Source organism: Emticicia sp. 21SJ11W-3, assembly GCF_024138715.1.
GTDB classification, from domain to species: domain Bacteria; phylum Bacteroidota; class Bacteroidia; order Cytophagales; family Spirosomataceae; genus Emticicia; species Emticicia fluvialis.
In genome coordinates this window covers 1,225,146-1,244,581 of sequence record NZ_CP092074.1, presented here as the reverse complement: position 1 = coordinate 1,244,581, position 19,436 = coordinate 1,225,146, and the positions used below count along the sequence as shown (strand labels likewise).

General features: G+C 41.7%; 18 protein-coding genes. 7 read left to right on the top strand and 11 right to left on the bottom strand.

The window, feature by feature from the left end:
• The first annotated feature begins 22 nt into the window (after positions 1-22).
• Positions 23-709 carry a hypothetical protein gene (locus tag MB380_RS05200; RefSeq protein ID WP_253533749.1) on the top strand — a complete coding sequence of 229 codons (687 nt, stop codon included), beginning with the start codon at positions 23-25 and terminating at the stop codon, positions 707-709.
• Positions 710-812: 103 nt separating this feature from the next.
• Here MB380_RS05200 and lpdA read toward each other — a convergent pair whose 3' ends face one another.
• Positions 813-2,213, bottom strand: coding sequence for a dihydrolipoyl dehydrogenase (lpdA, locus tag MB380_RS05195; protein ID WP_253533748.1), 1,401 nt, complete (start codon positions 2,211-2,213; stop codon positions 813-815).
• A 59-nt stretch (positions 2,214-2,272) separates the two neighbouring features.
• Positions 2,273-3,436: a sigma-54 dependent transcriptional regulator gene (locus MB380_RS05190; RefSeq protein ID WP_253533747.1), complete on the bottom strand. Its 1,164-nt coding sequence runs from the start codon at positions 3,434-3,436 to the stop codon at positions 2,273-2,275.
• A 213-nt stretch (positions 3,437-3,649) separates the two neighbouring features.
• Here MB380_RS05190 and crtD point away from each other — a divergent pair, with 213 nt between their 5' ends.
• Positions 3,650-5,125, top strand: a complete 1,476-nt coding sequence (crtD, locus tag MB380_RS05185) for a 1-hydroxycarotenoid 3,4-desaturase CrtD (RefSeq protein ID WP_253533746.1) — start codon at positions 3,650-3,652, stop codon at positions 5,123-5,125.
• Here the strand turns inward: crtD and MB380_RS05180 are convergent.
• The 3 genes from MB380_RS05180 to MB380_RS05170 form a co-directional block, all read right to left on the bottom strand.
• Positions 5,122-5,886 (bottom strand): alpha/beta fold hydrolase, encoded by a 765-nt coding sequence (locus tag MB380_RS05180; protein ID WP_253533745.1) that lies wholly within the window; start codon positions 5,884-5,886, stop codon positions 5,122-5,124. The genes crtD and MB380_RS05180 overlap by 4 nt on opposite strands.
• Before the next feature lie 273 nt (positions 5,887-6,159).
• Positions 6,160-7,035, bottom strand: a complete 876-nt coding sequence (locus tag MB380_RS05175) for an aldose 1-epimerase family protein (RefSeq protein ID WP_253533744.1) — start codon at positions 7,033-7,035, stop codon at positions 6,160-6,162.
• 175 nt (positions 7,036-7,210) lie between these two features.
• Positions 7,211-7,615 (bottom strand): hypothetical protein, encoded by a 405-nt coding sequence (locus tag MB380_RS05170; protein WP_253533743.1) that lies wholly within the window; start codon positions 7,613-7,615, stop codon positions 7,211-7,213.
• Positions 7,616-7,911: 296 nt separating this feature from the next.
• Between MB380_RS05170 and MB380_RS05165 the strand changes: the two genes are divergently transcribed.
• On the top strand, positions 7,912-9,216 hold the full coding sequence (locus MB380_RS05165; RefSeq protein ID WP_253533742.1) for a TolC family protein: 1,305 nt from the start codon (positions 7,912-7,914) through the stop codon (positions 9,214-9,216).
• A gap of 15 nt (positions 9,217-9,231) precedes the next feature.
• Here the strand turns inward: MB380_RS05165 and scpA are convergent, their stop codons facing one another.
• The 3 genes from scpA to MB380_RS05150 all read right to left on the bottom strand — a co-directional run bounded on the left by scpA (position 9,232) and on the right by MB380_RS05150 (position 12,658).
• Positions 9,232-11,379 (bottom strand): methylmalonyl-CoA mutase, encoded by a 2,148-nt coding sequence (gene scpA / locus MB380_RS05160; protein WP_253533741.1) that lies wholly within the window; start codon positions 11,377-11,379, stop codon positions 9,232-9,234.
• 178 nt (positions 11,380-11,557) lie between these two features.
• Entirely contained in the window at positions 11,558-11,983 is a 426-nt protein-coding gene (locus MB380_RS05155; RefSeq protein ID WP_253533740.1) for a helix-turn-helix domain-containing protein, read from the bottom strand.
• A 303-nt stretch (positions 11,984-12,286) separates the two neighbouring features.
• A complete protein-coding gene (locus tag MB380_RS05150) occupies positions 12,287-12,658 on the bottom strand; it encodes a helix-turn-helix domain-containing protein (RefSeq protein ID WP_253533739.1) in 372 nt (123 codons plus the stop codon).
• Positions 12,659-12,778: 120 nt separating this feature from the next.
• Here MB380_RS05150 and MB380_RS05145 point away from each other — a divergent pair, with 120 nt between their 5' ends.
• Positions 12,779-13,384, top strand: coding sequence for an FMN-dependent NADH-azoreductase (locus tag MB380_RS05145; protein ID WP_253533738.1), 606 nt, complete (start codon positions 12,779-12,781; stop codon positions 13,382-13,384).
• Positions 13,385-13,590: 206 nt separating this feature from the next.
• A complete protein-coding gene (locus MB380_RS05140) occupies positions 13,591-14,955 on the top strand; it encodes an aldehyde dehydrogenase family protein (protein ID WP_253533737.1) in 1,365 nt (454 codons plus the stop codon).
• A gap of 50 nt (positions 14,956-15,005) precedes the next feature.
• Here MB380_RS05140 and dtd read toward each other — a convergent pair whose 3' ends face one another.
• Genes dtd through rsmA form a run of 3 tightly spaced genes read right to left on the bottom strand, consistent with a single transcriptional unit; the run spans position 15,006 to position 17,610 of the window.
• Positions 15,006-15,458: a D-aminoacyl-tRNA deacylase gene (dtd, locus tag MB380_RS05135; RefSeq protein ID WP_253533736.1), complete on the bottom strand. Its 453-nt coding sequence runs from the start codon at positions 15,456-15,458 to the stop codon at positions 15,006-15,008.
• A gap of 6 nt (positions 15,459-15,464) precedes the next feature.
• Positions 15,465-16,820, bottom strand: a complete 1,356-nt coding sequence (mgtE, locus tag MB380_RS05130; RefSeq protein ID WP_253533735.1) for a magnesium transporter — start codon at positions 16,818-16,820, stop codon at positions 15,465-15,467.
• Positions 16,821-16,830: 10 nt separating this feature from the next.
• Positions 16,831-17,610 carry a 16S rRNA (adenine(1518)-N(6)/adenine(1519)-N(6))-dimethyltransferase RsmA gene (gene rsmA / locus MB380_RS05125; protein ID WP_253533734.1) on the bottom strand — a complete coding sequence of 260 codons (780 nt, stop codon included), beginning with the start codon at positions 17,608-17,610 and terminating at the stop codon, positions 16,831-16,833.
• 163 nt (positions 17,611-17,773) lie between these two features.
• Between rsmA and MB380_RS05120 the strand changes: the two genes are divergently transcribed.
• Positions 17,774-18,448 (top strand): OmpA family protein, encoded by a 675-nt coding sequence (locus tag MB380_RS05120; protein WP_253533733.1) that lies wholly within the window; start codon positions 17,774-17,776, stop codon positions 18,446-18,448.
• A gap of 109 nt (positions 18,449-18,557) precedes the next feature.
• Positions 18,558-19,421 carry a hypothetical protein gene (locus tag MB380_RS05115; protein WP_253533732.1) on the top strand — a complete coding sequence of 288 codons (864 nt, stop codon included), beginning with the start codon at positions 18,558-18,560 and terminating at the stop codon, positions 19,419-19,421.
• The last annotated feature ends 15 nt before the right edge of the window (positions 19,422-19,436 follow it).

Here is a 19,436-nt window from a genome sequence, read left to right as displayed (position 1 = left end):
ATGGGCTCTTACTTTAACATCTATGAACATCCGATACCTGACTGCTACATTCCTTTTACTGATATCTGAATTATTTTTCAATAAGCTTCCGGCAGATGAGGAAGTTTTTTGGACTGCTACCCTCCGCTTGATTGCAGCCATTGTATTGGTTGCCTGGTACTATAATTTGAGAAGGCCGCTTCCGACAACGATAGACAGGCAATTCATTGCTACGCTTATTCTTCCGGTTTTTATTTCTCTATGTGTAATCATTTATCCTGATGGGTTAAGAATTTTCAACCTTGTAATACATGCGGGTATACTGATACTCTGGACACAGATTTTTAAAAATATGGGCGCAGAAATCAAGACAAAGGACGAATCTTATAAGTTGTTGAGGGTTATACCGGTTTATGCCCTGGTACCCATTTTATTTTATATCATTTCATTGCATCCATCCCTACCCTTTTTTGAAGAAATTCTGCTTTTAATTTATACGGCCATATATGCTTACACGGCCACGTTGGCATCATTTCTACCCATAGGCGGAACAAATAAGTTCTGGATAAGCTGGTGTGTTGTTTTAATGGCTTTTGCCAATATACTGGTGTTTTATAATACGTATGTGGAGCCCCTGCCCTGGCTAAGTTTTATTCCGAGAGCCATTGTGATGCTATCAAGGTGTATTCTTATTTTTGGAATGGTTGAATACTTCAAAACCAAAGAGTAGGTACATTAAGGCTTGGTAGTGTTCAGGATACTTGCCAGGTTAAAATGAAAAAAAGCCCTAAGTAAATACTTACAAAGGGCCTTTTGCTGATAAATGGCTTTTGTTAAACGTGAATAGCTCTGTTTTCAGTAGCGGCCAGAGCTGCTTCTTTAACGGCTTCCATGTAAGTAGGGTGTGCATGAGATATACGGGCAATGTCTTCGGCACTGGCTCTGAACTCCATAGCCGTTACTGCTTCCGCAATCATATCTGCGGCTCTTGCACCTATAATATGTACGCCTAATACTTCGTCTGTTTCTTTGTTAGCCAGAATTTTAACCAGCCCGTCGGTATCACCACTGGCAGTAGCGCGGCCCAAAGCCTTGAAAGGAAACTGGCCAACCTTGTAGCTAACCCCTTTAGATTTGAGTTCTTCCTCTGTCTGACCTACCGAGGCAACCTCAGGCCAGGTATAAACCACACCCGGTATCAGGTTATAGTTAATATGTGGTTTTTGGCCATTAATGGTTTCGGCCACCAAAACACCTTCCTCTTCGGCTTTATGAGCCAGCATGGCCCCTCTTATTACGTCTCCGATGGCATAAATGCCTTTCACGTTTGTTTCAAGTGTGTGTTCATCAACTACAACTTTGCCGCGGTCGGTAATAACACCGGCTGCCTCCAGATTCAATCCGTCTATATAGGCTCTTCTGCCAATACAAACCAAACAGTAATCACCTTTTATCTCAACTGGTTTTCCGTCAGCTCCATCGGCAGTTACAGCAACTTCTTCACCCAGATTTTCAATTTTTGTAACCTTGGTATTGAAATAAAAATCTGCACCGAGTTTTTTTACAGACTTCTGCAATTCTTTACCCATTGTTTTATCCATGGTAGGAATCATCGAATCCGCAAACTCTACAAAGGTTACTTTGGCTCCAAGACGTGCATAAACAGACCCTAACTCTGCCCCAATTACACCCGCGCCAATCACAATCAGGTGTTTAGGTATTTCTGTCAGGTTCAAAGCCTCGGTGCTGGTAATAATTCTTTTTTTATCGTAATTCATAAAAGGCAGAATAGTAGGCTTAGAACCCGTAGCTATTATCACCTTTCCCGAAGTAATTTTTTCATCAGTTCCGTCTGCTTTTTTTATATTGATGGTATTTTTATCAACAAAAGAGCCAAAACCATTATAAACCATAATTTTGTTTTTCTTCATCAGAAAATTGATGCCGCCGTTCATTTTCTCAACAACGCCTTTTTTACGGGCCATCATTTGTTCAAGGTTAACTACCGGAGCCTGTATTTGTATTCCATGCTCGGCAAAATGATGCGTGGCATTGTAAAAATGCTCCGACGAGTCTAGCAATGCCTTTGATGGAATACAACCTACATTAAGGCATGTGCCACCTAAAACACTATATTTTTCTATGATTGCGGTTTTCATTCCTAACTGTGCCGCTCTGATAGCCGCTACATATCCACCGGGACCCGAACCGATTACCGTTACATCGTATTGCATGTGATTATAAATTTTATACTTTTTTTTATTTTTTCAGACTCATTTCGTTCGCCATCGGGTCAATAACCCATTCCGGCATATAATTTCACATCATCGAGCGTAATGGATGCTTCGCACATAATCACCAGCCGTTCAATTACGTTTCTAAGCTCTCGCACGTTACCTGTCCACGGCAGATTTTTCATATATTCCATTGCGTCAGGCTCAAATCCCTTTACTGAGTCTCCGTACTCATCAGCAATATCCTGTAAAAATTTCTCAGCCAGTAAAGGTATATCCTCTTTTCGGTTAGCCAGTGAAGGCACGTATATCGGAATCACGTTTAGCCGATGATATAAATCTTCCCTGAAATTCCCTTCAGCAATTTCCTTTTTTAAATCTTTATTGGTAGCTGCTATTACCCTTACATTCACCTTTATTTCCTTTTCTCCGCCAACACGGGTAATCTTATTTTCCTGTAAAGCCCTAAGTACTTTAGCTTGTGCAGAAAGACTCATGTCTCCAATCTCGTCCAGAAAAAGCGTACCGTTATCTGCCTGTTCAAACTTGCCTATTCTTTGTTTGATGGCCGATGTAAAAGCGCCTTTTTCATGCCCGAAGAGTTCGCTCTCAATCAGCTCAGATGGAATAGCCGCACAGTTTACCTCTACCAAAGACTGATTCCGGCGATTACTCTTCTCGTGAATCTGTTTGGCAACCATCTCTTTACCAGAGCCGTTGGGCCCGGTAATTAACACACGGGCTTCGGTAGGGGCTACGCGGTCTATGGTATCTTTTACACGTTTAATCAGGTCAGACTCCCCAACTATCTCATTTATTTTATAAATTCGTCTTTTCAGCGTTTTTATCACCTCTACGTCTTTGCTCTTTTCTATGGCGTTCCTAACCGTAATCAGCAACCGGTTTAAATCAGGTGGTTTGGTTATAAAATCATAAGCTCCGCGTTTGGTGGCCTCAACGGCGTTTTCAACATTACCAAATGCCGAAATCATAACAAACTGTGTTATTACGCCTTCTTCTTTGGCTTTCAGCAGCATATCAAGGCCATTGAGCTTGGGCATCTTTATATCGCATAGGGCTACATCATAATGTGTTTTTAACACCATCGCCAACCCTTCTTCTCCATCTTTGGCCTCGTCTACCTCGTATTGCTCATATTCAAGAATGTCTCTCAGGGCATCACGAATACTCTTTTCATCATCAACAATTAACAATTTTGCCATTACAGATTTATTAGGGTAACCAATATAACTTAGTCTATCCGAATTGTTTAATTTTACGCCGCAAAATAGTGAAAAAATAGCAAAAGCCCTTATGAAATTATGGTAAAGTTGGATTAATAGTTGGTGTCGTACCCTGCCATCAGCTTACATTTTCAAACAATCCGGCGGCACATTTGTTATTTTTTTACTATCCTAAAAAGACAGATTCTATCAATGAAAGCAGGTATTATTGGGGCCGGTATCGGGGGTATAGCCACGGCTATCAGGCTGAAAAACAAAGGTTATGATGTAGAAGTTTTTGAGGCCAATGACTACCCCGGTGGTAAGCTAAGCAGCTTTGAGCAAGGCCCATACAGGTTTGATGCAGGGCCATCTTTATTTACAATGCCTCAATTGGTAGATGAGTTATTTGAATTGTCTGGTAAATTGGCAGGCGATTATTTTGAGTATATCCGCCTTCCGGAAGTATGCCGGTATTTCTGGGAAGACGGCACCAGACTTAATGTACCTGCCGACACTTCTGCATTTGCCAGGGAGGCCGAAAAACAATTGGGCGAACCGGCAGCAAAAATAACAAAGGCATTGAAAGACAGTGCCTTTAAGTATGAAGTGCTAAGCGGCCTTTTTCTTGAAGACTCGCTCCATAAGTTATCAACCTGGACCTCCGCAAAGGCTTTAAGAGGCTATCTGAATCTGCCCAAAATGGGCATTTTTAATACCATGAACGATGCCAACGTGCAGTTTTTTTCAACATCCAAGGCCGTTCAGTTATTTAATCGTTACGCTACCTACAATGGGTCTGACCCATACCAGACACCGGCAACGATGAATATCATTCCGCATCTGGAGTATAACATCGGGGCTTTTTTCCCAAAAAATGGTATGTATGGCATAACAGAAAGCCTGGTAGCTTTGGCGAAAGACCTGGGCGTGCAGTTTCATTTTAACTGCCGAGTAGAAGAAATTCTTGTAAAAGATAAAAAGGCTATGGGACTAAAGTTAAAGACAGATAATACTGAAGAGTTGCGTATGTTTGATGTGCTCGTGAGCAATATGGACGTTACCCCGACTTACAGAAAACTACTACCCAATGCTAAACACCCGGAGAAACTGCTTAGCCAGCCCAAAAGTGGTTCGGGTCTCATTTTTTACTGGGGCATCAGAAAAGAATTTAATGAGCTAGGATTGCATAACATTTTCTTTTCTGATGATTACCAAACTGAATTTGAGCACCAGTTTCAGAAAAAAATCATTTACAGAGACCCCACTATCTACCTGAACATCACCTCCAAATACAAGAAAGATGATGCCCCCGCCGGATGCGAAAACTGGTTTATTTTGCTGAATGCACCTGCCAATGATGGGCAGGATTGGGATAAAATTATTGAAGAAGCCCGGCGTAACGTGATAGAAAAGCTGAGCAGAAACCTGAAAACCGATATTGAACCCCTGATTGAATCAGAATCGGTGCTTGACCCTCGGACAATTGAACTCAGAACATCATCAGTACAGGGGGCATTGTATGGCAATAGTTCAAACAATAAATTTGCAGCGTTTTTGCGCCATGCCAACTTCTCATCGCAAATCAATAATCTATATTTTGTAGGTGGTAGCGTGCATCCGGGCGGAGGCATTCCACTGGCGCTTTCCTCGGCTAAAATTGTTGGTGAGATGATAAAGAAGGTTTAGCCAATAAATTGAACCACGGCCTCTACAAACTCATTAGGTTTATCAGCTTGAATCCAGTGGCTGGCTCCTTCGATGGTCTCTACCACGGCATTCGGAAAAATCTTCTTAATGGCAGGTATATCTTCATCGTAGATATAGCCAGACTCACTACCCCGCATAAATAGTACGGGTTCTGAGATTTCGTGAGTATCGGTAAAATCTCCGCCTATCTGGTATATCTCTTTACTTAACACCGGCAGATTAATGCGCCAGTCGAACTTGCCCATTTCATTCCGGTAAAGGTTCTTCAAAAGAAACTGACGTTCACCAACGCTGGTAACGTATCTGTCTAACTGTAACTCTGCTTCTTTTCTGTTAGTGAGTTTGTCTAAATCAATAGAATTTAACCCCTGAATGATGTGGCCATGATGCGACGGATAGAACTTGGGGGCAATGTCAACAACGATTAATTTACTGAATTTCCCCTCATGCTGCATGGCAAAATGCATCACGGTTTTGCCACCCATTGAATGACCTATAATAATTGGTTTATCCAGTTGGTGGTCGTCAATGAACTCATTCAAGTCCTGGGCCATCAGTTCATAACTAAAATCTTCACTTCGTGGCGACTGACCATGATTGCGGGCATCGAGGGCATACACAGCAAAGCCTTTATCGGCTATCATTTTACTGATGGTAAACCAATTATCTGACGAACCAAAAACGCCATGTAGTATCAAGACAGGCTGTCCTTCGCCTGTTTTTCTAAAGAAAAGTTTCATCTGATGGTAATCATTTAATCTATCCGGCGGCAAAGATAGGATTTTATTGTATACGGATTTAGTGAATGAGCAATTGAGTGAGTTAGTGATTGAGTGAATTAGTGATTGAGTGGTTGTTATATTTTGGGTCTAAGAGCTGGTTAGTGAATAAGAGGCGCAACTCAGATACTCAATTATTCTAATTTCTAATTGTAAGAGCAATAATTCATTCACTAACTCACTAAATCACTAATTAACTCATTCACTCATTCACTCATTCACTCAATCACTCAATCACTCATTCCCAATCTCAACCTTCCAGGTTCTTTCAAAGGTTTCTGTTGGCGCCAGTGCGTTAATTCCTTCTTTTTCTTCCAGATTCCGATTATGAGCAACGCTGTCTGCAATGCCACACCAGGGCTCAATACAAACGAAATCGGCATCTTTAGCTGCCCAGATACCCAGAAAAGGGAATCCTTCAAAATGGAATTTAAGCTGGTTATCAGTTTTGGCTGATTTAAGTGTAACGGAGTCAGACTGTAAATGTTTAAATACCAGAGCATCCTGATAAAATAATTCTTTAGTTAATGGCAGGATACCTGAATCGCCCGCAATTGTTTCCGGCTCTGATTCTATCAACCCATCTTTATCCAAAGGCCATTTTTTCAAATCTTCAACCTTGTTAAATTCTAAGAAATAATCATTATAGGTTGTACCTTCTGCAAAAGGGACCTTAAAAGCCGGATGACCTCCAATAGAAAAAAACATAGCACTATTGCCAGTATTTTTTACTTCATACTTCAGTTTTAACTGATTGGCTTCTGCTGAATAATGCAAACGCAGCTCAAAAGTGAATGGAAAAACCTGTAAAGAAGAATCATCATCAGTCAACAGAAACACCACACTGCTTTCTGATAGTTTTTCGATTTCAAATACCCTGTCGCGCGCAAAGCCATGCCTTGGCAGAGCATATTCCTTATTATCATAAATAAAAGAATTGCCTTTTAATGACCCGATAACAGGAAACAATACCGGAGACGACTTACCCCAGTATTTAGGGTCGGCAGACCACATATACTCGGTATTTGTAGGTTTATCTATTAAACTTACCAACTCAGCTCCTTTAGGATTGATGGTGGCACTTAAGATTTCGTTCTGAATGGTTATCATACAATTTGTACTTAAAATATCGGTTCGCAAGTTACATATCTCTGGCAATTGTCTGACAAAAAAAAGAGCACTATTTCTATAAATTTATCAACGGGCAAAAACCAAAAAAACAAAGGGCAAGGCCAAAGGCCTCACCCTGTTATTACGAAAAAGCATTATTAATAAAACTCATTTACTAATATCTTCCATAGCGGTCGTGGTATCTGCCTCCTGCATAGCCACGGCTATATTCATCATAGGTTATACGATCTCTGTCTCTTTTTTCGCGAGCTATCCAGTTGTTCAGCATGGCCAGGTCCTGCGCTAATTCGCGGCGTTCAAAGCCATCCAGTCTTCCATCACGTTTAAATCTGTTCTCTTTCATTTCAATTCTTTCTGCCTCTCTCAGCAAACGTTTGGCTTCATTAGAGGTAATTCTGCCGCCTTCAATACCAAAAGCAATCTGGCGGCGGGCCTCACGCTGGTAGCTGTCTATTCTGTCATAACCATTATCAAAACGGCCGGGTCTGTCATATCCTCTTTGCGCATTAGCAGAGATGGCTCCAGCCACCAACATTGCTACAAACATTAACTTTCTCATAGTAAAAATCGGGTTATTAATTCTTCTTGTTTTATGATTGAATCTTTGTTTTTGTTATTTGATTCTTAGATGAGAATTACAGGCTCAAAGTTTATCAGCCATTTGTTAATGATTCGTTAAGAGAGATAAGAACCTATCAATGAACATTTTACAACAACACAAATCAATAACAGCAACCTTTATGTTTATTTTGATTATATTGTCATACATAAGTTTAATGCCACTTTTTTTCCGTCTTATCAAAATAAATACGCCAGCTTTTTTATATGTATTTACTTTTGAAAAAAAATTGATCTATGAAACCGACTATTTACGCTTTTATATTCTGCTTTGCCACAGGAAACGCCCTTGCCCAAAAGATTAGCCTGAATGAAGCCGTACAGAAAGGGTTAGCGAACCGCCTGGAACTAAAGGCTCAGAATCTGAATATTCAGGTAGCCGGCACTGAAAATGAAAAGATAAAAGCCAGATGGCTGCCACAGATAAGCGGTAATGCGGATATCCGTTGGAATACCCAGTTACAAACTACTATTTTACCCTTTGCCCTGCCCGGTTCTGCAGAAACCCAGACAGAGGTAAGACTTGGCCGACCCTTTAATAATTCGTTTCTGGTGCAGGCAGAACAGAAGGTATATGATGCCAACAGAAAAATTGACCTTCAACTGAATAATACACAACTGGATGCACAGAAGAATAATCTGGAGCAATTAAGGGTGAATCTGAAACAGGCTATTACTGAAGCTTATTATAATTGTGTATTTGCAAAAGAGCGGCTAAATCTGTCGGTTTTGGCTTTAGAGAGAGCTAAAAGTTATCTGGAAGTAGGCAAAGCGCGTTTTGATCAGGGAGCTATTCTGAAAAATGACCTGGACAAACTTGAACTGGATGCCAGCAACGCCCAATTGGCACAAACCAAGAATCAGCAAGACTATGACCTTAGCCTGATAGCATTGCAATACCAGCTGAATACTTCTGAAACGGTAGAGCCTGGTGAAGACCTGCAAGCCATATTTGGCTATTCGCAAGTTGTGCAGGGGCAATTGAACATAGAAAACCGGGCTGAAATAAAGGCAGAACAATTGAGCAGGCATTTGAATGAACTGAATGCACAAAAGCAACTGGCCCGTAACAGGCCGATGGTTTCGGTTTATGGCAATTACTCGTATTTCCAATTATCTGAAACCCTTAATCCGTTTGAAAAAAACACCTGGTTCCCGGCCAATTATATCGGTATCAGAGCCAATGTGCCTATTTTTGACGGTCGGCAGGCGAGATTAACCGCTAACGACTTCAGGGTAAGGCAGCAAATAAATGTTTTGAATGCCGAGCGGCTGAGAAACGATTTCAGTTATGAATCAAAAAGCACCTGGAATACCTTGCAGCAATCGAAATTGAATCTGGAAGAAGCCCGTAAAAATATTGACCTGGCACACAGGATTCTGGAAACTGATAAGTTTCGTTTCGAAAAAGGCGTTATATTGCTTTCAGACCTTAAAAATACTGAATACGCGCTTCAAAACGCCGAAACCCAGTATCTCTCGAGCATTTATAACTTTCTGATAGCTAGTGTAAGATATAAGAAGGCTAGTGGGAATTTGTAGAAAAATGAGCAATTCCTACTCCCCCATCAACTCTTTCAATATCTTTTGTGCGGCAATTGAAATTACCGTACCCGGGCCAAATACACCTTTTACACCGGCATCGTACAGAAACTGGTAGTCCTGCGGCGGAATCACTCCACCTGCAATAACCATGATGTCTCCACGGCCCAGCTTTTTCAGCTCTTCAATTAACTGTGGCACCAGGGTTTTATGACCTGCTGCCAGGCTTGATGCACCTACAATGTGTACATCATTTTCAACTGCCTGCCTGGCCGTTTCTTCGGGGGTCTGAAAAAGCGGCCCGATGTCTACATCAAAACCTAAATCAGCAAAACTGGTGGCAATTACTTTGGCGCCGCGGTCGTGGCCATCCTGACCCATTTTGGCAACCATAATTCGTGGCCTTCTGCCTTCTAATTCAGCAAATTTATCTGCCATTTCTTTAGCAATCCTGAAGTTTTCATCGTCTGAAACCTCAGACTGATACACACCTGAAATAGAGCGGATAGTTGCCTTGTGGCGCCCTGCAATCTTTTCCATAGCATAAGATATCTCTCCAAGGGTAGCCCGCCTACGCGCAGCTTCAACGGCAATTGCCAGCAGATTATCATCAAATGAGCCGCTGGCATGCGCTGTTACCTCAGTTATTTTGTTTAAAATTCGCTCAACTTCTTCATTGTTTCGCTCGGCTTTAATTTTTTCAAGCCTTTCAATCTGCTTTCTGCGTACATCCTGATTATCAACCTCAAGCAGCTCAATTTTTGTTTCGGTGGTAGTCTTATACTTATTCACCCCAACTATTATATCTTTCGCTGAGTCAATTCGCGCCTGTTTACGTGCGGCAGCTTCTTCAATACGCATTTTAGGCAAGCCCGTTTCAATGGCTTTGGTCATGCCACCCAGCTGTTCAACTTCTTCTATTAAAGCCCAGGCTTTTTCTACCAGTTCTTTGGTTAGATACTCTACATAATAGGAGCCGCCCCAGGGGTCAACCACGCGGCAAATCTCGGTTTCATGCTGAATAAACAATTGCGTATTCCGGGCAATGCGTGCCGAAAAATCGGTAGGCAAGGCAATGGCCTCATCCAGCGAATTGGTATGTAATGATTGCGTGTGCCCTAAAGCAGCAGCCATTGCCTCAATAGTGGTGCGGGCTACATTATTGTATGGATCTTGTTCGGTAAGCGACCAGCCCGAGGTCTGGCAATGCGTTCTTAAAGCCAGCGATTTAGCATTTTTAGGATTAAACTGTTTCACAATTTTAGCCCACAGCAATCGTCCTGCTCTCATTTTGGCAATTTCCATAAAATGGTTCATGCCTATACCCCAGAAGAACGAAAGCCTGGGGGCAAAATCATCAATATCCATACCGGCTGCTATTCCGGTTCTGATATACTCCAGCCCATCAGCCAGGGTATAGGCCAGCTCCAGATGCGCCGGAGCCCCCGCCTCATGAATATGATAGCCCGATATAGAGATTGAATTAAACCTGGGCATAAGCCGGGAGGTGTAAGAGAAAATATCTCCTACTATGCGCATTGAAAATTCTGGTGGATATATGTAGGTATTACGCACCATGAATTCTTTCAGAATGTCGTTCTGGATGGTTCCTGAAAGTTGTGCAGGTGCTACGCCTTGTTCTTCAGCTGCTACAATATAAAAGGCCATAATTGGCAGCACTGCGCCGTTCATGGTCATAGATACTGACATTTCGTTAAGCGGAATCTGATCGAAGAGAATCTTCATATCTTCAACAGAGTCTATGGCTACACCGGCTTTGCCTACGTCTCCTACCACGCGGGGGTGGTCAGAATCGTAACCGCGATGGGTTGCCAGGTCAAATGCAACCGAGAGCCCTTTTTGCCCGGCGGCCAGATTTCTGCAATAAAACGCGTTCGATTCTTCAGCCGTTGAAAAACCGGCATACTGACGGATTGTCCAGGGTTGCATAACATACATAGTGCTATAAGGCCCTCTTAAATAAGGGGGTAAACCTGCAGAAAAACGCAGGTGTTCTGCCTGAGCAATATCTTTAGCCGTAATAAGAGGCTTTACGGGAATCCCTTCTGCTGTTTTGAAAACAGGCGCCGCCTCATCGGTTTTAGCATCCTTTACTTCTTCTTTTTTTTCAAAAAGCTTTATGTTCGAAAAATCCGGCTTCATAGTTTATCTCTAACGATTTACAAAATCGTGATACAATTCACAGGTAAATATCTTCTTTTTTTATACACAAACCAATCCAATTTCTCAATTTTACTCTGGCCGGAAACAAAAAAAGTTTGCCCCCAGAAGAGACAAACTTTCATAAAAATAGAAGTAGATTTGTTTCAAAAAGTTTTCGTTATTGATAAACAAGCTCCTTGGCTCCCAGCCCACTATTGTTTACTTCAACCAAAGGAACATTATGTGATTGTTTTGGCAAGTCTTTCAGTGCTTGAATACCTCGTTCTTCCCAGGCATCTAACCAATTGGTTATCGTTGCCCTGCTTACCTCAAAGATGTCAGACAAGGTAGTAACATTGTATCCTTTAAAACTTAAAAGTATTGCTTTGGCTCGTTCGCGCTCACGGTAGTTTCTACTATGCCTTGAAACTTCGCGCAGATGCTTAACCTGTTCAGGAGTTATTTTCCTTACATACCTCATAAGCAAAACGTTTAAATTAATAATGAATAGCTTTTTCGATATCTGACCTTCATTCTTGGCAGGCAAATAACTCAATTTAACCAATGCCTGGGTGTAGAGTGTCTCTAAAATGGAAGACGACAAAAGATTTAATAACGCTGTGGAAATTATGAAAATTATTTTGAAGCGCTTAAACTACCTGTTCAGGCAATCCGGTTGTGCTATAAACATTAACAAAAAAATATAAACGCCAGATAAAATGAATTTACTGAATTGTTTATTGGTTTGCTGGCTGTATTGCTTATTGCGATAATGATGATAGGCTCGCAAACCATGAAAGCCGCACAGAGTAACCCTGTTAATGTATTGAAGAGCGAATAAAGAAGAGAAACTCCACTCATAAATCGGTATCCAAACCCATTGGTACCGATTTGCTGCTATAAAACATTACTTTTCAGAAGTAATCTTCTTTTTGTGTTGTGTACCCCAATCTGCCAAACAGGCAATAATGCCTTTTAGTGTTGCGCTATACTCTGTAGACACATACTCTACCACCACGGGTTTTTGGCCAGCATGAACTACTCTTTTAACTAAGCCGTTTATTTCCAAATCTTTCAGCTCGCCTGAAAGCACCCTTGCTGATATACCATTTAAGGTGCGTTGCAATTCATTGAAACGCGTTTGTCCGCTTAGTATAGCAATCATTACGCGTAAGGTCCATTTACCGCCAATTACATACAAAGCATCTTCTGTTGCCGACAAATGCTTGTTGCATTGTACTTCGGTAAAAACCGGTCTTCTGTCTGATGATTCCCCCATTTTGCTTGACGTAGTAAACAAAAGGTTAGTACTAACCTTTTGTTTACTACTAACTTTTTATTAGCAAATATACATAAGTTTGCGACATCAAAAAAAATCTTAAACATCAAAAAGAAAATCATGAAAAAAGTACTTCACATTATATCAAGCCCGCAAGGCGAAGAATCGATTAGTAAAAAACTCAGCAACGCTATTATTGACAAGATTAAAGACAAGTATACTAACATTAGTGTAAAGGAAAGAAACCTGACAACCAAGGCATTTCCACATCTTGATCAGCTACAAATCGGTGCATGGTTTACCCCTGCCGAAAACCATTCTGCTGACCAGGCAAATGCTATTAAAATATCTAACGAAGCCATTGCTGAAATGCAGGAAGCCGATATTTACGTCATTGGTGCCCCTTTCTATAACTTTGCCATTCCTTCTACGTTGAAGGCTTATTTAGACCACATCGTAAGACCCGGAATTACTTTCAGATATAACGAAGAAGGCAGACCGGAAGGCTTTTTGAAGAACAAAAAGGCCTATATTGCCATTTCTTCAAGCGGTGTTTATTCTGAAGGTGAATTTAAATCGTTTGATTATGTGAGTCCGTATCTGAAATTCTTATTGGGCCTTCTGGGGATTACAGATGTTACCTTTGTAAGAGTTGAAGGCCTGAGATTTGATGGTATAAAAGAAACAGCTTTTGAAAAAGGAGTAGAAAGCATTGCAATTGACTGATTTTTGTAAAGCATTTATTATTGTTGGTTACCTGAAAGTTTGATGTCAGCCAAGTTATTGACTAAAAGCGTAAATAATGTTGTCAATAACATTTATTTACGCTTTGCTGTTAATAGCCCGAATACTATCTTTTTCTGTATAATTTTGTAGTTTTGCTTCAGCAAATAATTATTACAGAAAAAGGTTTTTTTATTCGTTATATACTCATGCAGATTGTCAATCCGGCCACCGAAGAAATTATTACAACCCTTGTGGAAGACTCCCCCGAGAGTCTTCAAAGTAAATTAAAAACGCTTCAAAAAGGACAAAAATCCTGGGCAAAAGTTTCACTAAAAAAGCGTATCGGAATAATCGCCAGGTTTTCGGATTTACTGGCAGAAAACATTGAAGCGCTTGCCGCTACCTTAACGGCTGAAATGGGCAAACCTCTGCAGCAGGCGCGCAACGAAGTAAACGGAGCCAGAGCCAGAATTAAATACTTTGTAGATAACTCGCAGAAGTATCTGAAAGACGAAACGGTTACACGTCAGGAAGGGTTAACAGAAAAGATTTCTTATGAACCACTGGGGGTTATTTGTAATATATCTGCCTGGAACTACCCTTTTCTGGTTGGGGTAAATGTGTTTATTCCGGCGCTTATCGGGGGCAATGCCGTTTTCTATAAACCATCTGAGTTTTCGACATTGACGGGACTAAACATTGAGAAGTACCTGAAAAAAGCAGGTGTACCCGATGATGTGTTTCAGGTGGCTATTGGTGCCAGAGAAGTAGGTGAACAATTACTTGATATGCCTCTGGACGGTTATTTCTTTACAGGCTCTTACAAAACCGGCCTATATATTTACGAAAAAGTGGCCAACAAAATGGTGCCGTGCCAGCTGGAATTGGGCGGTAAAGACCCCCTTTATGTGGCCGAAGATGTGGCAGACATTGCATCGGTAGCGGCAGGTACTGCTGATGGCGCTTTTTATAACAACGGCCAGAGTTGTTGTGCAGTAGAGCGAATTTACGTGCACGAAAAAGTATACGACCAGTACGTTGATGCCTTTGTAAAAGAAGTGCAGTCTTACAAAATTGGGCAGCCTGATGAAGAAGGCGTATATATTGGCGCGTTAAGCCGCCAGTCTCAGCTAGGATTTCTGGCGAATCAGGTGAAGGATGCCACCGAAAAAGGCGCCAATCTGCTAACTGGTGGTAAAAGCGTAACAGGTAAGGGGTATTTCTTTGAGCCAACTGTTTTAACCGGCGTTACACACCAAATGGCTGTGATGAAGGATGAGTCGTTCGGGCCAATTATTGGTATAATGAAAGTGAAAGACGATGCAGAAGCCACTAAACTGATGCAGGACACTGAATATGGTTTAACTGCTGCGGTTTATACTGCAGACAAAAAACGTGCTGAGAAAATATTGCAACAAATTAATGCAGGAACCAGCTACTGGAATTGCTGCGACCGTGTCTCGGCGCCTCTTCCGTGGAGCGGACGAAAAAACTCTGGTTTTGGCGCTACGCTTTCGCATCCGGGTATCAGGGCATTTGTAAAACCCAAGGCATGGCATTTGAGAGGTTAATGCCTTTTTTAACAGAAGAGAGCGCCTGAAAAACCAGTTGCTCTCTTCTGCTAAATCTTATTCTTCGAATCAATTATTATGGTTACGGGGCCATCGTTCAGTAGAGACACTTTCATATCTGCTCCAAACTGTCCGGTTTCTATGGGCTTACCTAAATCAGTAGTCAACCGGGCAATCATTTTTTCATAAAGCGGTATGGCTACCTCTGGCCGAGCGGCTTCAATGAACGAGGGTCTGTTACCCTTCTTAGTACTGGCATGTAAAGTAAACTGGCTGATTAACAGTATATCTCCATTAACGGCGGTTATATCCAGATTCATCTTTCCTTCTTCGTCGCCAAACACCCGTAAGCCTGTAATTTTTTTTGAAAGCCAATCAATATCCTCCTCTGTATCGGTATGTGTAATACCAAGCAGAACCAAAAAACCTAAACCGATTTGCCCTTTTACGGCATGGTCAATGGATACAGAAGCCTGAGTTACCCTTTGAATAACAGCAATCATGATTTGTTAAATTCGGAGCAATAAATGCGCAATTAATAGATAAGTACCTATACCGATGATGTCGTTGGCGGTTGTAATAAATGGTCCGGAGGCTATTGCGGGGTTTATGCCGAGCCTGTTCAATAAGAGGGGGGTTACCGTACCCATAAACGACGCCAGCACAACCACTGCCAGCAAAGAAAAACAAACTACCAGAAAAAGCTCTGCCTCACCAATAACATAAATATAGGTACCTGCCAATGCCCCGATAATCAGCCCGTTCACCAAAGCTACCAGAATAATCTTGAAAAGCCGCTGCCATAAACTTGTAACAATACCCGTTTTTTCTGCCAGACTCTGCACAATAAGAGACGATGTCTGTATACCTACATTGCCCCCCGTTGACCCCATAATGGGTATGAACGCAGCCAGAGCGGCTACTTTCTGAAACTCAGCCTCAAAGCCTTTAATAACTGTGGCAGCCAGTAAGCTACCCGCTACTCCTACTACCAACCAGGGTAAACGCGCCTTGGCCAGTTGCCATACGCTGTCGTCCTCCTCTGCTTCGCCAGTAATACCCGCCATTACCTGAATATCTTCTTCGGCTTTATCGGTAATAAAGTCAACTACGTCATCGATGGTGATTCTCCCCAGCAATCTCCCCAGGGTGTTCACTACCGGAATAGCCTCCAGGTCATATTTCTGCATCAGGTCGGCTACTTCTTCGGCTTTGGCTGTAGTTTCAACAAAGACAATGTCATCATCCAGAATATTCTCTATTCTGGTGTTTTTACGGGCCAGCACAATTTGTTTCAGAGAAACAATTCCTTGCAATTTCTGCTCATCATCAACTACATAAATGGCAAATACTTTCTCAACATCCTCCGCCTGTCTCCTGATTTCCTCCACGCACTCGCTCACTGTCCAGCTCGAATTAACCTTTACCAACTCTTTCTGCATCAAGCCTCCGGCAATATCTTTGGGGTAATACATCAGGTCAATAATGAACCTGGCCTGCTCGCGGTCATCAAGCATCGCAATTACCTTCTCCCTTACCTCTATTGACTGCTCGTTCAGCAAATCAGCAGCATCATCCGAATCCAGCAAATCTACATACTTGGCAATTTCTTCTACCGTAAACCGCTCTTTTATAAAGCTCTTGCGCGTATCCGGCTCAATGTGCGCCAGTATTTCGGCACCTGTTTCAATATCAACCAATGTAAGCAGATAATGGCCCTGTTCGCCGTCCAGTTCAAGCAAAATACCGGCTATATCCGCCGGATACAGCTCTTCCATTTCGGCTTTCAGCAGTTCATGATCTTTCTGCTCAATGGCCGTCTCCAGCTTTTCAATGTACTCTCTGGTTAGCTCAAAAGTACTCATATCTACTCAGTTAGTTTTCAGTAAAGGCCTTTGTCAACAGTATAAATTCGGCAACGCCCAATTGTTCGGCGCGTTTATTTAACAGCTCATGTTCAAAATTCAGGCCAATAGGCTTTAAAGCATTACGAAGCGTTTTTCTTCTCTGGTTAAATCCGGCTTTTACCACCTGAAAAAACTTTCGCTCGTCGCAATCCAGTTTACCAACTGCATTTCTTTTCAGACTTATCACACCCGAATCTACTTTAGGCGGCGGGTTAAAGGCCCCGGGCAAAACAGTAAATTCATACTTAATATCATAATAAGCCTGCAAAAGCACGCTAAGAATACCATAATCTTTATTGCCCGGTGGTGAGGCAATCCTTTTAGCTACCTCTTTTTGCAGCATACAAACAACCTCTGCCACAGTATCTGTATGTTCAAGAACCTTGAAGAAAATCTGCGAAGAAATATTGTAGGGGAAATTGCCGATGATACCAAAAGTTTCAGAACCCTCAAACCCTTTTAATTCAGACAGGTTCATTCTTAGAAAATCTTCAGAGAAAATCCTGTCACTCAGTTCCGGATAGTTCGTTTTCAGGTATTCAACCGACTCTCTATCAATTTCAACTACCGATGTCTGGTATTCTGTCTTCTTCAGCAAAAACTGGGTTAGCACGCCCATACCCGGGCCAATTTCAAGCACCTTCGTATATCCTTTATGGAGCGCTAACAAATTTACTATTCTTTCGGCGGCATTCAGGTCTTTCAGAAAGTGCTGTCCGAGATGTTTTTTAGGCTTAACTTTTTGCATGCTCAAAATTAGTTCTTTCTACTCAGAAAGTACTCAAAGGTTCTGATTTTGTTGCGCATCTTCCACATTTTGTATAAAGATTTACTCCATAAACCCCAATTAAGCTATTCTGGCTACTCGGGTACAGTTTTTTATTGTATTATACCAAAAAATACCAAAACTCATGAAACGCAATCTTATTTCAAAATCAATAGTTTTAGCTTCTGCTCTGATGCTTGTAGGCTATACTAATATGAGTTGTAAATCAAGCAACTCAGTTACAAAATCAAATTCAAAAGACAACAATAAGGTAGCTAATATGCCACCTGCCAATGCCGAGAAAGCCACCATCACTACGGTTTCGATGGGTGGCGCCAATGGCGATGAACTCAAAAGAATTATGGCAGACTATGTGCCGGCCATGAACGAAAACCTGATGGGCATAGCCTCGGTTGAAGCATACGATGAAGGTCTGCTGGTTACCATGACTAAAGGAAACATCTTTAAAGTTGACTCTTATATGATAAACGAGAACGCCAAACAAGACCTTCTCAGAATTGCCTATTCATTAAAACAAATACCAAATACATTTGTTTTGGTAGGTGGCCATGCCGATGCCACAGGTAAAAACGCATACAACGAAAAACTTTCAAGAAAAAGAGCGGTTCAGGTTGCTAACTATCTGCGTTCGGCAGGGGTAGAAGAAAACAGATTACTGGTTGATGGCTTTGGCGAAAAGGTACCGGTTCGCTCAAACAAATATCTGGCGGGTAGAAACAAAAACCGCAGAGTTGATTTCTTAATTGTGGCTGACAATTCTATACGTGAAAGTGTAGTTAATAATACAGGCGGAAGATAAATTAATTACTTCCTTTAAACATCCGACCGGAGTAGCTCATCGTTACTCCGGTTTTTTTATGTTATACGAATCAGGTTTTTGGCTATATTGGGCAAATAAACCAAAACTCATGAAACACTTTTTTTCGCTTCTGCTCTTTTCGATTCACTTTTCATTGCAGGCACAGACGGGAACAGAAATTTACCTGTTTGACCTCCAATACAAAAATAATAGCTTTAGCTTATCTAACCCTGCTAACATTACCTTACACAAAGGGTATGATAACCAGCCGTCTTTTCACCCGACCCTTCCGCTGGTTTATTATGCATCTGCCAAAGATAGCGGCCGCACCGATATTAAATCTTACAATTACAAAAAGGGCATCAGCAGGCAGATAACCACCACAACAGAACACGAATACTCTCCTACCATCACGCCTGATGGGCGATTCATTTCATATATTATTCAGAGAGACAACGGGAATCAGGATTTGGGTAAGTATCCGGTAAATGGCGGGCAGTCTGTAACTCTAATCAATCATCTGAAAGTCGGGTATCATACCTGGACAGACCCTACGCATCTGCTTTTATTTGTTCTGGCAGATACCACCAACCATTTGCATTACTATGACCTTGATACTAAAAAAAGCGTAATTCTTGGTTCAAAGCCTGGCCGTTCGCTGCACAAAATTCCGGGAGGCAATACATTTAGCTTTATCGATAAAACAGCAGAAACATGGCTGATTAAGGAGTTTAACCCTGCAACCGGAGAAGTAACACCTATTGTTGCTACAATGGGCAAGTCTGAAGACATTACCTGGACACCCAATGGCTACATACTTACCAGTGATGGCGAAAAACTCTTTGCCTTCAAGCCCGGGTCGGGTTCGGTGTGGCAGGAAATAAATACTGCTCACCTGCCCGGGTCTGGCAAAATTACACGCATGGCAGTAAACAAAGCCAATACAAAACTGGCGGTGGTAATTAGCGAATAATGAGCTTCAAAAACA